The 15,786-nt window shown below is 72.3% G+C and carries 11 protein-coding genes and 3 pseudogenes; 6 read left to right on the forward strand and 8 right to left on the reverse strand.

All coding sequences use genetic code 11. From position 1 onward, the window contains the following. The first annotated feature begins 2 nt into the window (after positions 1 to 2). Entirely contained in the window at positions 3 to 1,478 is a 1,476-nt protein-coding gene (locus ACYVF7_RS51320; RefSeq protein WP_460354337.1) for a M1 family metallopeptidase, read from the forward strand. Between the two features lie 78 nt (positions 1,479 to 1,556). On the opposite strand, the gene ACYVF7_RS51325 is transcribed toward ACYVF7_RS51320, so the two are convergent. The 6 genes and pseudogenes from ACYVF7_RS51325 to ACYVF7_RS51350 form a co-directional block, all read right to left on the reverse strand. Beyond that, on the reverse strand, positions 1,557 to 1,808 hold the full coding sequence (locus ACYVF7_RS51325; RefSeq protein ID WP_460358661.1) for an ABC transporter permease: 252 nt from the start codon (positions 1,806 to 1,808) through the stop codon (positions 1,557 to 1,559). A 67-nt stretch (positions 1,809 to 1,875) separates the two neighbouring features. Further along, positions 1,876 to 2,334: pseudogene (locus ACYVF7_RS51330) on the reverse strand (ABC transporter permease); the annotation flags it as partial. A 4-nt stretch (positions 2,335 to 2,338) separates the two neighbouring features. Beyond that, entirely contained in the window at positions 2,339 to 3,289 is a 951-nt protein-coding gene (locus tag ACYVF7_RS51335; RefSeq protein ID WP_460354339.1) for an ATP-binding cassette domain-containing protein, read from the reverse strand. Positions 3,290 to 3,463: 174 nt separating this feature from the next. Continuing rightward, a complete protein-coding gene (gene ilvA / locus ACYVF7_RS51340) occupies positions 3,464 to 4,675 on the reverse strand; it encodes a threonine ammonia-lyase (RefSeq protein ID WP_460354340.1) in 1,212 nt (403 codons plus the stop codon). A gap of 49 nt (positions 4,676 to 4,724) precedes the next feature. Continuing rightward, positions 4,725 to 5,648, reverse strand: coding sequence for an ROK family protein (locus ACYVF7_RS51345; protein ID WP_460354342.1), 924 nt, complete (start codon positions 5,646 to 5,648; stop codon positions 4,725 to 4,727). Continuing rightward, positions 5,645 to 6,838: an FIST signal transduction protein gene (locus ACYVF7_RS51350; RefSeq protein ID WP_460354345.1), complete on the reverse strand. Its 1,194-nt coding sequence runs from the start codon at positions 6,836 to 6,838 to the stop codon at positions 5,645 to 5,647. Before ACYVF7_RS51350 ends, ACYVF7_RS51345 begins: the two co-directional genes overlap by 4 nt. 701 nt (positions 6,839 to 7,539) lie before the next feature. On the opposite strand from ACYVF7_RS51350, the gene ACYVF7_RS51355 reads away from it, so the two are divergent. After that, a complete protein-coding gene (locus tag ACYVF7_RS51355; protein ID WP_460354347.1) occupies positions 7,540 to 8,931 on the forward strand; it encodes a sigma 54-interacting transcriptional regulator in 1,392 nt (463 codons plus the stop codon). A 15-nt stretch (positions 8,932 to 8,946) separates the two neighbouring features. After that, on the forward strand, positions 8,947 to 10,911 hold the full coding sequence (locus ACYVF7_RS51360; RefSeq protein ID WP_460354349.1) for a VWA domain-containing protein: 1,965 nt from the start codon (positions 8,947 to 8,949) through the stop codon (positions 10,909 to 10,911). Between the two features lie 376 nt (positions 10,912 to 11,287). Here ACYVF7_RS51360 and pdxR read toward each other — a convergent pair whose 3' ends face one another. Then, positions 11,288 to 12,688, reverse strand: coding sequence for a MocR-like pyridoxine biosynthesis transcription factor PdxR (gene pdxR / locus ACYVF7_RS51365; protein WP_460354350.1), 1,401 nt, complete (start codon positions 12,686 to 12,688; stop codon positions 11,288 to 11,290). Positions 12,689 to 12,747: 59 nt separating this feature from the next. Here pdxR and ACYVF7_RS51370 point away from each other — a divergent pair. The 3 genes and pseudogenes from ACYVF7_RS51370 to ACYVF7_RS51380 all read left to right on the forward strand — a co-directional run. Continuing rightward, positions 12,748 to 13,350: pseudogene (locus ACYVF7_RS51370) on the forward strand (MFS transporter); the annotation flags it as partial. Positions 13,351 to 13,408: 58 nt separating this feature from the next. Beyond that, positions 13,409 to 13,921, forward strand: a pseudogene (locus ACYVF7_RS51375) (MFS transporter); the annotation flags it as partial. Between the two features lie 114 nt (positions 13,922 to 14,035). Continuing rightward, positions 14,036 to 14,611 (forward strand): hypothetical protein, encoded by a 576-nt coding sequence (locus ACYVF7_RS51380; RefSeq protein ID WP_460354351.1) that lies wholly within the window; start codon positions 14,036 to 14,038, stop codon positions 14,609 to 14,611. An 8-nt stretch (positions 14,612 to 14,619) separates the two neighbouring features. Here the strand turns inward: ACYVF7_RS51380 and ACYVF7_RS51385 are convergent, their stop codons facing one another. Then, the gene (locus tag ACYVF7_RS51385) at positions 14,620 to 15,777 is read right to left on the reverse strand and encodes a cystathionine gamma-synthase (RefSeq protein ID WP_460354352.1); all 1,158 of its coding nucleotides are present in this window, start codon (positions 15,775 to 15,777) and stop codon (positions 14,620 to 14,622) included. Between the last annotated feature and the right edge of the window lie 9 nt (positions 15,778 to 15,786).

Here is a 15,786-nt window from a genome sequence, read left to right on the forward strand (position 1 = left end):
GAATGGCAAGGCTTACCCCACGAGCTCTGTCGATCGCCGCCGTCGTGGCGACGGCCGGTCTGCTCGCCCCCCTTTCCGCCGCCGAGGCTCAGAGCGGCTTCACGCCCGGCGCACCCGGAGCCGGGGACCCGTACTTCCCCGACATGGGGAACGGCGGCTACAACGCCCGCCACTACAGCCTCTCGCTCGCGTACGACTCCGGCACCAAGGCGATCAACGCGCACGCGAAGATCTTCGCGACCGCCACGCAGAACCTGTCCCGGTTCGACCTGGACTTCCTTGGGCCACTCAAGATCGGCAAGCTGAAGGTCGACGGGCAGGCGGCCGCGTACAAGCGCACCGGCGCGCAGGAGCTCGTGATCACGCCCGGGCACGGTCTGCGTAAGGGACGGGCGTTCACCGTCGACGTCGACTACTCCGGCGTTCCGCAGATGATCAACGACAAGGCGCTCGGCGTCTCGGGCTGGATCGCCACGCACGACGGCGCGGTGGCCCTGTCGCAGCCGTTCGGCTCGGCGACCTGGTACCCCGTCAACGACAGCACCGGTGACAAGGCGACCTACGACTTCACCATCACGGTGCCGAAGGGCCTGAAGGCGCTCGCGAACGGCGAGCCCGCCGGCACCCGCACGCACGGGTCGTCCACCACCTACCGCTGGGTCGACCGGCAGCCGACCGCCAGCGAGCTCGTCATGGTGGCGATCGGTCACTTCGACGTCAAGGACACGCGCACGCCGAGCGGTCTGCGCAACATCACCGCCGTCGACCCGGCCGCGGTGAAGGCGGCGGCCCGTGCCACCGCGTCGGAGGGCACCGACGACCGCCGCCGCTCGGTCTTCGTGGCCTCCCCTTCCGGCGACTTCAACACCGCGACCGCCGACGTCATCGAGTGGGAGCAGAAGGTCTTCGGCCGTTACCCGTTCGGCTCCGTCGGCGGCATCGACGTGCTCGCCCCGAACGTCGGCTACTCCCTGGAGACCCAGGGCCGTCCGGTCTACGCGCGGCGTACCGCCGGTGCGCTGCCGAGCGCGGACCTGCTCGCGCACGAGCTGGGGCACCAGTGGTTCGGCGACTCCGTCACGCCGGCGCAGTGGAAGCACATCTGGCTGAACGAGGGGTTCGCGACGTACGCCGAGTGGCTGTACAGCGAGCAGCACGGCGGCCAGACCGCGCAGCAGCTGTTCGACGCGGCGTACGCCTCCGCGAAGACCGACTGGAGCGGCAAGGTCGCCGACCCGGGTCGTGACCACATCTTCGACGACCTCGTGTACACGCGCGCCGCGATGACGATCCACCAGATCCGCAAGGCGGTCGGCGACGAGACGTTCTTCAAGCTGATCAAGGCGTGGCCGGCGGCGCACCGCTACGGCAACGACACGACGGCCGAGTTCATCGCCTTCACCGAGCACTTCACGCACAAGGACCTGGACAAGCTGTTCAAGGCGTGGGTCTACTCCGAGGGCAAGCCCGCCCTCTGAGCGGGACCACGGCAGCAGAACGACCGCGACCCGGCGGCCTCACCCGAGGCCGCCGGGTCGTTCGCTTCGGTCGAGTCCCTAGCGGCTGGCGGCCTTCTTGTACTGGCGGACGCCGAGGAACAGGAAGACCAGGGTGATGCCGACGATCCAGGCGACCGACTGCAGGACCGGCGTGGCGATGGCCCGCCCGTGGCCGTAGAACATGGCCCGCAGCGCGTCGTTCATCGTGGTCACGGGGCTGTAGCGGACGGCGCCCTGGAGCCAGCCGGGCAGGCTGTCCATGCCGACGAACCCGTTGCTCAGGAAGGTCAGCGGGAAGATCCAGATCATGCCCGGCCATGTTGGCCGCCTCGACCGACTTCACGCCGAGGCCGATCACCGTCCCGATCGAGGAGAACGCGAACGCGAAGGCGATCAGCAGCAGGATGCCGCCGAGCGCCGGCGCCACGCCGTTCTGGAACCGGAACCCGACGGCGTATCCGGCCGCGACCATGATGAGCAGCGTGAGGGTGTTGCGCGCCGACTCCGCGACCAGCCGGCCGACCAGCACGGCCGACCGGGCCATCGGCAGCGACCGGAACCGGTCGATCAGCCCCTTGTGCAGGTCGTCGGCGAGGCCGACGGAGGTGCCCGCGGTGGCGAACGCCATGGTCTGCACGAAGATCGCGGGCATCATGTAGTTCTTGTAGTCCATGCCCGGGATCTTGATCGCGTTGGCGAAGACCACCGTGAACAGCAGGATGAAGATGATCGGCTGCATGATCGAGAAGAACAGCAGCTCGGGGATCCGCGTCGTGTGCTTCAGGTGACGGCGGGTGATGACCGCCGCGTCGGCGACGGCGTACGGGACGCTCATGGGATCACTTCTCCTCGTCGGCGACGTGACCGGTCAGGGACAGGAAGACCTCGTCGAGGGTGGGACGGCGAAGCGCCAGGTCCTGCGCCTCGACCCCGGCGTTGTCCAGCTCGCGGACGACCTCGGCGAGCGCGCGGGTGCCGCCCGTGACCTGAACGGTCACGAGGTGGCTGTCCTCGTCGACGACCGGCTCGTCGGTGGCGACCCCGCGCAGCGCGGTGGCGGCCTTGGCCAGCTCGGAGCGGTCGGCGACGGTCAGCTCGACGCGCTCGCCCCCGACCTGGGCCTTGAGCTCGTCCGCGGTGCCCGTGGCGATCACCTTGCCCTGATCGATGATCGCGATGTCGTCGGCCAGCGCGTCGGCCTCTTCGAGGTACTGCGTGGTCAGCAGCAGCGTCGAGCCCTCGCGGACCAGCTCCCGGATGACGTCCCACATGCCGAGGCGGCTGCGCGGGTCGAGGCCGGTGGTGGGCTCGTCGAGGAAGATGACCTGCGGGCGCGCGACGAGGCTCGCGGCGAGGTCGAGGCGCCGGCGCATCCCGCCGGAGTAGGTCTTGGTGACCCGATCGGCCGCGTCGCTCAGGGAGAACCGGTCGAGCAGCTCCCCGGCACGGTCCCGGGCCGCCTTGCCGCCCAGGTGGTAGAGCCGGCCGACCATCTCGAGGTTCTCCCGGCCGGTGAGGTGCTCGTCGACCGCGGCGTACTGCCCGGACAGCCCGATGATCTTACGGACGGCGCCGGGCTCCCGGGCGACGTCGTGACCGGCGATCGAGGCGCGCCCCGCGTCCGGTCGCAGCAGCGTGGTGAGGATCCGGACGGCCGTGGTCTTGCCCGCGCCGTTGGGGCCGAGCAGACCGAGAACGGTGCCGGCCGGCACCCGCAGGTCCACGCCGTCCAGCGCGGTGACTTTTTTGTAGTGTTTGGCCAGGCCTTCGGCAACGATGATGTCGGACACGTGGTCCCCCGCAGAGAACGGAAGTGGGATCTCCGCCGGTGATATCAGGTGGATACGACACTCCGGCGCAGGCGATCGCGCCCCGACCGTACGCGGCGCCCGAATCGGGCACAACCGATTAGCCGCCCGGTGAAACCCGAAGCCGGGATGTGGCCCGAACGGGGCCGGCGTGGGTCAGGTGAAGCTGAGCGTGTACCCCTCGGCGCGCAGGCGGCCGAGCACCTCGTCGCAGTGGTCCGGGCCGCGGGTCTCCAGGTGCAGCAGCACCTCGGCCTCGTCGACGTTCAGCCGGGCGGCGGTCCGCTGGTGGACGACGTCGAGGACGTTGACCTCCAGCTCGGCCAGCTCGCCGAGCAGCGTCACGAGTGCGCCCGGCCGGTCGCGGAGCCGTACGCGGAACATCAGGTAGCGGCCGGCCACGGCCAGGCCGTGCCGGAGCACCTTCGACAGCAGCAGCGGGTCGATGTTGCCGCCGGACAGGACGGTCACCACGGGCGGCTCGAACATGTGCGGCTGGTCCAGGAGAGCGGCGACGCCGACCGCGCCGGCGGGCTCGACGACCTGCTTGGAGCGTTCTAGGCAGTTCAGCAGGGCCTGGGACAGCGTCTCCTCGGAAATGGTGACGACGGAGTCGACGAGCTTGGAGACCAGCTCGAACGTCAGGTCGCCCGGCCGGCCGACCGCGATGCCGTCGGCCATGGTCCCGGCCGGCTCCACCGCCACGGGACGGCCCGCGGCCAGCGAGGGCGGGAACGCCGCCGCGTGCTCCGCCTGCGCGCCGATCACCCGGACGTCGGGCCGGAGCTCCTTGACGGCCGCCGCGATCCCCGCGATCAGGCCGCCGCCGCCCACCGGCACGACGATGGTGCGGACCTCCGGGCACTGCTCGAGGATCTCCAGGCCGACCGTGCCCTGCCCCGCGACCACGTCGGCGTGGTCGAACGGGTGGATGAACACGGCGCCGTTGTCGCGCGCGTAGGCCTTCGCGGCGGCCAGGCAGGCGTCCACACCCGGTCCACCGAAGATCACCTCAGCGCCGTACGCCCGGGTCGCGGCGACCTTGGGCAGCGGCGCGCCCTCGGGCATGAAGACGACGCTGCGGGCGCCGAGCAGGGTGGCGGCCAGCGCCACGCCCTGCGCGTGGTTGCCCGCGCTGGCCGCGACCACGCCGCGCGCCCGCTCCTCGTCGGTGAGGCGGGAGATGCGGACGTACGCCCCGCGGGCCTTGAACGATCCCGAGCGCTGGAGGTTCTCGCATTTGAGCAGGACGGGGCCGCCGACCTTGGCCGACAGCGACCGGGATCCCAGGATCGGCGTGGTCACGGTGACCTCGCGCAGCAGCTCGCGAGCCGCGCGAACGTCATCCGCGCTGACGGTACCGGTCATGGCAAGAGTCTTTCACGGTCATGGCGGGGCACGGCCCGCACGTGCGCGGTCAGTCCGCGGTCCAGTAGCGGTCGGCGGCGAGAATGAAGGCAGCGGCCCCGACGAGACCCGCCGTCTGCCCCAGCGCGGCGGGCACGACGCGCACCTGCCGGGCGAACTCCATCCGGGCGTGCGCCCGCAGCGTCTCCTCGAGCGGCCGGAACAATAGCGGCCCCGCCTGGGACAGGCCCCCGCCGATCGCCACGACCTCCAGGTCGCACAGGTGCGTCGCGGAGGCGATCGCCACGCCGAGCGCCCACCCGGCGCGGTTCATCGCCCGGACGGCGATGGGGTGGCCTCGGGCGGCGTCGTCGGCGAGCTCCTTGCCGGTCTCGCCCGGCCAGCCCTGCTCCCGCGCCCAGGCCGCGAGCCCGGGGCCTCGGGCGATGGCCTCCAGGCAGCCGCGCCCGCCGCACTCGCAGGCCGGCCCCTCGTGATCGACGATCACGTGGCCGATGTGCCCGGCGTTGCCGCTGACGCCGTCGACCAGGCGGCCGCCGAGGATCAGCCCGCCGCCCACACCGGTCGAGACGACCATGCCGAGCATGCCGTCGCGGCCACGGCCCGCGCCGCGCCAGTGCTCTCCCACCGCCACCGCGACCGCGTCGTTGTGGAGGCGCACCGGCAGGCCCGGGAAGCGCTCCTGAAGCCGCTCGCGCAGCGGGAACCCCCGCCACGCGGGGATGTTGAGCGGGGACACCTTCCCGCTCGGCCAGCTCATCGGCCCGCCGCACCCCACCCCGACGCCGGCGAGCCGCTCGACCGGGAACTTGTCGATCAGGGTCAGCACCGTCCGCCAGAGGCCGTCGGCGTCGGCGTGCGGCGACTGCGGGGTCGCGATCCGCTCGTAGGCGGCGATCCGGCCGCCCGGCTCGACCAGGGCGGCGGCCATCTTCGTGCCGCCGACGTCGATGGCGAGAACGGAGCCGGTCACGCGGGGTCCTCCTTGCTGCCGGGCCCGAAGGCCAGGATCGACGCGGTGAAACTGTGCACGTGGTTGCGTCCCGCGACCGGGCCGATCTCGCCGGCGGCGAAGAACCCGCCGACGCCCGGCCCGCCCAGCAGATCACGCAGCGCTCGTACGTCGTGATCCGAGGTCGGGAACATCCCGCGGCCCCGCCCGGTGCAGGCGAACAGCAGCGCGCCCTCGATGGGGGCCAGGTCGAGGCCGCCCAGGAGATGGGTGAGGTCCTCATCCGCCGCGCCGGCGTCGCGTACGTGGAAGCGGACCGTACGGCCGATCTCGATGACGTCGCCGGTGGCGAGCGCGCCGACCTCCGGATCCGCGCCGATCACCCCGCGGACGAGGAAGTCGCCGCGTTCGTGCTCGTCGGCGTACTCGTCCATGGCCACGCCGATCAGCAGCCCAGCCTCGATCAGCTCCCGGTCGGCGTCCGGCAGGTCGGTGACGATCTCCTCCAGCTTGGCCAGCGCGGACGTGCCGGCCAGCTCGTACAGGATGTTCTCCTCGGCCTTGGTGACCACCATGGTCGGGCCGACGGGCCGCGCGCCCTGGCTCACCACGGTCGAGGTCATCACGGACCCGCCGAGCAGCACTCCGACGGCCCCGGAGTCGACGATCTCCCCGTCCGCGAAGAGCCGCGTGGTGCCCCGACCGCCCTGCCCGGTCGCCAGACCGCCGACGAGCGGCAGCCCGGGGAGCACCTCGCTGGATCGCTCGACGAACGCGTCCACGGGGAAGCTGTACGGGTCGGCCAGCAGCACGGCCACCACGTCGTCGTCTCGGGTCTGCGGCATGCCGACGACCGCCAGGCGCGGCATCGACTCCGTCTCCGCAGCGGGAAACTTCAGCGTCTCCAGCCGGAACGGCTCGACGCGGGCCTCCGGAAGCCGGGCCGCCCAGGCGCTGACCGCGCTCGCCCCCTCGACCCCCTGGCTTCCGCCGATCACTCCGGGGGCGCCGCAGCCGATGACGTTGGGAGTGCCCGCGACCTCCATCGCCCGCCGCGCCGCGGGCTCGACGGCGTCCGGATCCGGCGCGGACACGAAGACGAAGACCAGGTCCGGAGGACCGTCGAGCGGCGCGACCGCCTGGGTCACCGCGGACTCCGCGGCCGCGACCAGATCCGGCCCGACCTCCAGCCCGTCACCGAAGCGTGCCATCGGCCCCCTCCCCTCCACCGCGAGTGCGGATGATTACGGTCTACCACAGGCAACAGACGACGCCACGCGACCGGGATCGGCCGGTAAAGGCGGATGTTCGGTCACCTGGGAGCGCCCCTCTCCGGCTGACGACGCGCCCCGTGGTCGGATGCGGCGGCGAAGATCCCGGCATAGGGTCGAACCCAAGCGACTCTTGAACGGAGCGAGCGTAGTGGGCGGCCGGCGACGGCGCGGCCCGCGAAGTGAGCGAGGAGGGTCGCCCCTTGAACACCAGCGAGCCGGACACGGCGAGCGGAACGGGCGGCCGGGCAGCGTCTCCGGCACGACAGTGCCGCCCGCGAAGCGAGTCAGGACGGTGAGCGATCCTTGAACCACGAGCGAGCCCGACGGAGCGAGCGGAGTGGGCGGCCGAGCGGTGTCTCTTGGCGCGCCTATGGCACGACGAAGGCCACCCGCGAAGCGAGCGAGGAGGGTCGAGCGACCATTGAGCACGAGCGAGCCCGACGCGGCGAGCGGGAGCGGACGGCCGGAAGCGTCTCCTGGCGCGCCTCCGGCACGACGGACGCGGCCCGCGAAGCGAACGAGGAGGGCCGGTCCTTGAACATCAGCGAGCCAGACGTAGCGGGCGGAGTGGCCGGCCGGGGAGGTTCGACCGCGTGCCGCGGCACGCGGCGCGCCGGCCGTCCAGCGAGTGAGGAGCGGTGCCGACAGTGAATACGCGACCAACGACACTCCGCGAGCTTCGGGCCGGTGGCCACGTCCACCGGCCCGTCAAGATCGAGATCCAGCAGAACCTCGTCGCCCGCCTGCGCTCGGGCGAGCCGAGGTTCCCGGGCATCGTCGGGTTCGACGACACGGTCCTGCCGCACCTTGAGCGCGCTCTGCTCGCGGGACACGACCTGGTCCTCCTCGGCGAGCGCGGGCAGGGCAAGTCGCGGCTGATCCGTACGCTCGGCGGGCTGCTGGACGAGTGGACACCGGTGGTGGACGGTTGCGAGATCAACGACCATCCGTACGCACCGGTGTGCGTGCGCTGCCGCCGGTTGCTCGCCGAGCTGGGCGATGATCTCCCGGTCGCCTGGAAGCACCGGGACGAACGGTACGGAGAGAAGCTCGCCACCCCGGACACGAGCGTCGGCGACCTGATCGGCGACATCGACCCGATCAAGGTGGCGGAGGGCCGCACCCTCGGGGACCCGGAGACGGTGCACTACGGGCTGGTGCCTCGGACGAATCGCGGGATCTTCTGCGTCAACGAGTTGCCCGACCTCGCCGAGCGCATCCAGGTCTCGCTGCTGAACGTCCTGGAGGAGCGGGACGTGCAGATCCGCGGCTACAACCTGCGGCTGCCGCTGGACGTCCTGCTGGTGGCCAGCGCCAACCCGGAGGACTACACCAACCGGGGCCGGATCATCACCCCGCTGAAGGACCGCTTCGGGGCGGAGATCCGTACGCACTACCCCCTGGACGTGGACGACGAGCTGGTGCTGATCGGCCAGGAGGCCCAGGTCTCCGCGGCGGTGCCCGTCCACCTGATGGAGGTCATCGCGCGGTTCACCCGGCTGGTCCGGGAGTCCCCTGCGGTCGACACCCGGTCCGGGGTGTCCGCGCGGTTCGCGATCGCCGCGACCGAGACGGTGGCGGCGTCCGCGATGCGCCGGTCGGCCATCGCGGGCGAGGAGCAGCCGGTGGCCCGCGTGTGCGACCTGCCGTCGATCGTGCCGACCCTCCTCGGCAAGGTGGAGTTCGAGGTCAGCGAGGAGGGCCGTGAGGACGAGGTGCTCGCGCACCTGCTGCGCCGGGCGACGGCGGAGACCTGGCGGCGCACGCTCGGTCCGGTCGACCTCAGCGGTCTGCTGGACCGGTTCGACCGGGGAGCGACGGTCGACTCCGGTGAGCTGGTGCCCGCCGCCGAGCTGCTGCACCGGATCGGCCCGGTGTCCGGCCTGGCGCGGATCCTGCACAGCCTCGGCATGGAGGGCGAATCGCCCGGGCACGCGGCGGCGGCGCTGGAGTTCGCGCTGGAAGGGCTCTACCTGATGCGCCGGCTGTCCAAGGACACCGCCGACGGAGCCTCGACGTACCGGATATGACCGTAGGAGGTCGCCATGGCCGGATATCGCTATGGCTCGTACCACGAGGGGCCGGACCCGCTCGCGCCCCCGTACGACGTGCGCGCCGCCCTCGACGCCATGGGCGACTCGATGCTGGAGGGCACGAGCCCCGCTGACGCGCTGCGCGACCTGCTCCGCCGGGGGCTGCCCGGCGAGCAGCGGCGGCGCGGCCTGGACGACCTGCTGCGGCAGGTCCGGGCCCGCCGGCAGGAGCTGCGCGGACGCGGCCGGCTGGACGGCACGCTCGAGGAGGCACGGTCCCTGCTCGACCGGGCGATCGGCCAGGAGCGCGCGGAGTTGTTCCCCGACCCGAGCGACGAGGCGCGGCTGCGGGAGGCCGAGCTGGACGCCCTCCCGGCCGACACCGCGCAGGCGGTCCGCCGCCTCGCGTCGTACGAGTGGCGGTCGCCGGACGCCCGGCAGACGTTCGAGGAGCTAAAAGACCTGCTGCGCCGTGACGTGCTGGACGCGCAGTTCCGCGGCATGAAGCAGGCCCTGAGCGACCCGGACCCGGCGGCGATGCAGCGGATCAAGGACATGATGGCCGCGCTCAACGGCATGCTCGAGAAGGACGCCCGGGGTGAGCACACCCAGGAGGACTTCGAGGCCTTCATGCGGGAGTACGGCGACTTCTTCCCGGATGATCCGCAGAACCTCGAGCAGCTCGTCGACTCACTGGCGCGGCGGGCCGCGGCCACCGAACGGCTGCTCGCCTCGCTCACCCCCGAGCAGCGCGCGGAGCTCGCCGCGCTCATGGCGCAGACGCTCGAGGACGCCGGGCTCGCCATGGAGATGGAACGCCTGTCCTCGTCGCTGCGGCAGCGCCGGCCCGACCTCGACTGGTCCGGGTCCGAGCGCATGACCGGCGACGACCCGATGTCCATGGGCGACGCGACGACCGCGCTGCAGGAGCTCGCGGACCTGGCCGAGCTGGAAGGCGCGCTGCGGCAGGACTACCCCGGCGCGCGGATGGACGACATCGACGAGGAGGCGGTGCGCCGCGCCCTGGGACGGCAGGCGGTCGACGACCTCGCCGAGCTGCGCCGCATCGAGGCCGAGCTCGAACGCCAGGGCTACCTCAAGCGCCGGGGCGGGGCCCTCGACCTGACGCCGAAGGCGGTCCGCCGCCTCGGGGAGACCGCGCTGCGGCGGGTGTTCGCCCAGTTGGACACCGCCCGGCGCGGCGACCACGACCAGTCCGACGCGGGACAGGCCGGCGAGCTGACCGGCGGAAGCCGTCCCTGGCAGCACGGCGACGAACAGCCGATCGACGTCGTACGCACCGTGTCGAACGCGCTGCGGCGCGGCGAGCGCCGGCCCGGCGGTGTGGGTGTGCGGCTGACCGTGGACGACTTCGAGGTACTCGAGACCGAGCGCCGTACGGCGGCGGCGGTTTGCCTTCTGGTGGACCTGTCGTACTCCATGGCGCTGCGCGGCACCTGGGGATCGGCGAAGCAGACCGCGCTCGCCCTGCACACGCTGGTGTCCAGCAAGTACCCGCAGGACGCGATCCAGGTCATCGGGTTCTCCAACTACGCGCGGGTGCTCCCGCCCACCGAGCTGGCCGGCCTGGACTGGGACATGGTGCAGGGCACCAACCTGCACCACGCCCTGCTGATCGCAGGACGTCACCTGGAGAAACACCCGGAGCACGAGCCGATCGTGCTGATCATCACGGACGGCGAGCCGACCGCGCACCTGCTGCGGGACGGCCGCTCGTCGTTCGACTGGCCGCCGTCGCGGGAGACGCTGGAGCTCACGCTCGCCGAGGTGGACAAGATGACCCGGCGGCGCGCGACACTGAACATCTTCATGCTCGCCGACGACGAACGCCTCGTGTCCTTCGTCCAGGAGGTGGCGCGGCGCAATGGCGGCCGGGTCTTCGCTCCCACGCCCGACCGGCTCGGCGAGTACGTCGTCCGCGACTACCTCCGCGTCCGCCGCGGCCGGAGCGGCTGAGCCCCCCGCGCGGCGGGTACAGGGCGGGACCTGTCCGGCCGCGCGGGCGAGGCGCCGTTCGGAGTGACAGGGCTGTTCACGACGATGTGCCGGCGGCCTGTCATCGCGCGGGCTGGCGGCCGGGGGTCGTACTGCGGCGTGCGAACTGCCGTGTGCCGGCGGCCTGGCATCGCGCGGGCTGGCGGCCGCGGGTCGCACTGCGGGCGGCGGAGCGCCGTCCCCAGCCGGAGGGACACGTCCGCGTAGCCCGGGAGCGACACGGTCGCGCGGCGGGGTGTCCTCTCGAGCGGAAGCGGCCAGGGCCGTCCTCCTGAGGAGAGTGACGCCGAGCGTGTGGCCGAGGCGTGCTCTTGAGGAGAGTGATGCGGCCGTCCGGTCACCTCAGCAGGTCGGCGACCGCCGTGACGCCCGCTCTGATCGCGCGTTCGCCGACGTCGCCGAAGCCGAGGATCAGCTGCACCGGCGTGCCCTCGTGCCCGGAACGGCATGGGCTCATGCCGTACAGGCCGACCGAGCGTTCCCGGGCGGCGGCGATCACGGCGTGTTCGTCGAGCGATCCGTCAAGGTGCGCCACCGCGTGGAAACCGGCGGCGAGCCCGGTCACCCGGACGCTGGGAGCGTGTTCGGCGAGCGCCTCGACCAGCGCCGTCCGGCGCGCCGCGTAGACGCCGCGCATCCGGCGCAGATGCCGGTCGAACCGGCCCGACTCGATCATTCTCGCGAGAGCGTGCTGGTCGAGCGAGGGGGAACCCCGGTCGTCCAGGTTCTTGTCCTCGGCGATCTGCCGGGCGAGGGCGGGTGGGCAGAGGATCCAGCCGATCCGCAGCGCCGGTGCCAGCGATTTGCTGACGGTACCGATGGCGATCACCCGGTCGGCGGCGAGTCCCTGCAGCGCGCCGACCGGCTCCCGGTCGTAGCGGAACTCCGCGTCATAGTCGTCCTCGATGACGACCGCGTCGCGGCGCGCCGCCCACTCGATCAGGGCCAGCCTCCTCTCGGGTGCCAGGACGACCCCGGTCGGCCACTGGTGTGCGGGCGTGACGACGACGGCGCGGGCGTCCGTCACGGCGAGCGCGGCGACGTCGATCCCGTGCTCGTCGACCGGCACGGGTATCGCCGACAGGCCCGCCCGGGCCGCGGCCGAGCTCACCGTCCCCGGCGAGCCCGGGTCCTCGTACGCGACGGTGCGGACGCCCGTACGGGCCAGCGCCCGCAGGGCGACGTTGAGTCCCTGCGCGTAGCCCGAACAGATAACGATGCTCTCCGGACCCGCCGACGCGGCCCGCACCCGCCGCACGTAACCCGCCAGGACGTCACGGAGTACCGCGCTGCCGCGGGGGTCGCCGTAGTCGAGCGCGGGCCTCGGCAGCGTCCGTACGGCCTCCCGCATCGCCCATGACCAGTCGGCACGCGGGAAGCCGCCCAGGTCGGGCCTGCCCCACCGGAAGTCCGCGAGCAGGCGCGGACGCGGATCCGGTGGCGGGGCCGGCGCCGGTACGACGCGCGCGCCCGCCGCGACCCGGGTGGCGGAGCCGGCGCGCGCCACCAGATAGCCCTCGGCCTGGAGCTGGTTGTAGCACTCCTGCACCAGCCCTCGGGAGAGTCCGAGATCGCGGGCGAGCGCTCGGGACGACGGCAGCCGTTCGCCGACCCGCAGCCGTCCGGATCGGATCGCGTCACGGATCTGGCGTTCCAGCTGGCAGCGCAGGGGGTCTCGGCCGTCCCGGTCGATGGCGAGCAGGAGATCGGGCGACGAACTGGACCACTCAAGCGGCATGAAAGTGGAACTTACCGGCGATCCGCCTTCCTCATACCGTCACGCTCATGAGCACCTCGATGATCCCCCGGACCGCGCCCGCGACGGCGAGACCACCTCTCCTGAGCAGGGCGCTGGCCCTGCGTTTCGTCACCGTGATCGGCGCCTCGGCGAGCTTCTTCCTGCTGCTGTCGGTCGTTCCCCTCTACGCGACCGCGTCCTCGGGCGCGGGCGCCGCCGGCCTGGCGACGAGCGCGCTCATGCTGGCCACCGTCGTTGGCGAGTTGGCGGCCCCACGGCTCGTCGCCCGATACGGCCACCGCGGCGTGCTGGCGGGCGGGCTGGCCCTTCTCGGCGCGCCCGCGCTCGTCCTGACCGCCTCGGGGAGTCTGGCGTGGATCGTCGTGATCTGCCTCGTACGCGGCCTGGGATTCGCGCTCACGATCGTCGCGGGCGCCGCGCTGACGGTGTCGTTGATCCCCGCGGAGCGGAGGGGTGAGGGTCTCGCCCTCGCCGGCATCGTGTCCGGCGTCCCGTCGCTCGTGGCCCTGCCCCTGGGGGTGTGGCTCGCCCGGCACGTCGGGTACGCCCCGGTCTGCGGCGCCGCCGCCGTCGTGGCGCTGGCACCGCTCGTCGTCGTTCCGGGACTGCCCAGGCGCGAAGCCCGGTCCGAACGGCCGATCGGGGTCGTGGCCGGCCTCTCGTTCGGCCGCCCTCGTCCGGCCGACGCTCGTCTTCGCGGCCACCGCACTCGGCGCCGGGATCATCGTGACGTTCGTGCCGCTCGCCGTCCCGTCGCGGCTCACGGGCCTGGTCGCCGTCGCGTTGTTCGTCCAGCCGGCGGCGTCCACGGTGGCGCGCTGGTTCGCGGGCCGGTACGGCGACCGGCACGGAACCGCGCGACTGGTCATCCCCGGCCTGCTGACGTCGGCCGCCGGAATGCTCGTCACGGCGGAGACCCGAAACCCTGTCACCGTTGTCGCGGGCGTGGCGCTGTTCGGCATCGGCTTCGGGATCACGCAGAACGCCACCCTGACGCTGATGTACGCGCGCGTGACGTCGTCCGGCTACGGCGCCGTCAGCGCGCTGTGGAACTTCGCCTACGACGCGGGCATGGGCGTCGGCGCCGCGGGGTTCGGGGTGCTCGCCGGGCGGACCGGGTACGCCTGGGCGTTCGTCCTCACCGGCGCTCTGATGGCGGTCGCGCTCGTCCCGGCCTGGCGTGACCGGCTCGCCGACAGGGCCGCTCGGTGAGACGTGGCGGCGAGCGGTGTCCGGCCGGTCTCGGCGGTTTCGGGGCCGGGATCGCGGCGGAGATAGAGTGAGTCTTACTGGGAGTATCGGCTTGTTCGGGCTAGGGTCGGCACCATGTCGAGCGCTGATCGCTTGCTACTGACGCTGCACATCGGCTTCGCGATCTTCACTCTGGGGCCGTTGACCGCGGCGACCATGGCGACGCCCCGCTACATCCGCCGGGGCGAGCCGGGCATCGTGCGCTACCTCAACCGTGTCACCCGCATCTACGGCCTGGCCACTCTGGGCATCTTCCTGTTCGGCGCGCTCCTGGCGCACGGGCAGTTCAGCAAGGTGTGGCTGTCCGCGTCGATGACGTTGTTCATCGTCGCGCTGGTGCTGCTGGTGATCGTCGAGCGCGACCAGCGCAAGGCCGTTCACAAGCTCGAAGTCGCCGACGCCGAGCGGCACCCGGCCCCGACGCCCGCGGAGGCCGCTCCGGCCGAGGCCGCGGAGACCGTCACCGCGGCCGGTGACGGCCCGGCGGCGGAAGCCGAGACGGGCCCGGGCGCCGAAACGCCGGGGCCCGTGCCCGCACGTGCTCCGCTCGGTGAGATCGCCAAGGTGGAGACCGGCCGGGTCGCCACGATCTCCGGCGTCATCGCCCTGATCTGGATCGTGGTCCTCGTCCTGATGGTCTGGAACGCCTAAGACGTGCCCTAGACCTCGAGTGCCTGCTCCAGGTCGGCGAGCAGGTCGTCGACGTCCTCGATGCCGACCGACAGGCGTACGAGGTCGCCCGGCACCTCCAGCGGCGACCCGGCGGCCGAGGCGTGGGTCATCCGGCCCGGGTGCTCGATCAGCGACTCGACGCCGCCGAGGGACTCGCCGAGGGTGAAGATCCTGGCACGCTCGCAGACCCGTACGGCAGCCTCTTCGCCGTCGGCATGCCGGAACGACACCATGCCGCCGAACGCCCGCATCTGCTTGGCCGCCACCTCGTGGCCCGGGTCCTCGGGCAGGCCCGGGTAGTGCACGGCGCTGACCCGGGGGTGCCGGCTGAGGAACTCGGCGATCCGCGAGGCGTTGGCGCAGTGCCGGTCCATGCGGACGCCCAGCGTCTTCACGCCGCGCAGGGTGAGCCACGCGTCGAACGGCCCGGCGACCGCCCCCATGGCGTTCTGGTGGAAGGCCAGCTCCTGGGCGAGCTCGACGTCGGCCGCGACCAGCGCGCCGCCGACCACGTCGGAGTGGCCGCCGATGTACTTCGTCGTGGAGTGAACGACGACGTCGGCGCCCAAGGCGAGCGGCCGCTGGAGGTAGGGCGACGCGAAGGTGTTGTCCACGATGAGGCGAGCGCCGCTCTCACGCGCCACGTGCGCCAGGGCGGCGATGTCGGCCACGCCCAGCAGCGGGTTCGTGGGGGTCTCCACCCAGATGAGCTTCGTCTCGGGGCGGACGGCGGCGCGTACGGCCTGGACGTCCGTCAGCGGCACCGGATCGTACGACACCCCCCACCGGGTGAGGACCTTCGAGATCAGCCGATAGGTGCCGCCGTAGGCGTCATCGGGGATCAGGACGTGGTCGCCCGGCTTGCAGATGGTGCGGAGCAGGGTGTCCTCGGCGGCCATCCCCGAGGCGAACGCCAGGCCCCGTACGCCGCCCTCGAGCGCGGCGAGGCACTCCTCCAGCGCCGTACGGGTCGGGTTGGCCGATCGGCTGTACTCGTATCCACCGCGCAGGCCGCCGACGCCGTCCTGCTTGTAGGTGGACACCTGATATATCGGCGGAACGACCGCCCCTGTCGCGGGATCGGCCTCTTGACCTGCGTGAATGGCGAGCGTCTCGAAGCCGGCCCCGTGGTTGAAACCGTCCATGCACGCGAG

Source organism: Actinoallomurus acanthiterrae (assembly GCF_054775715.1).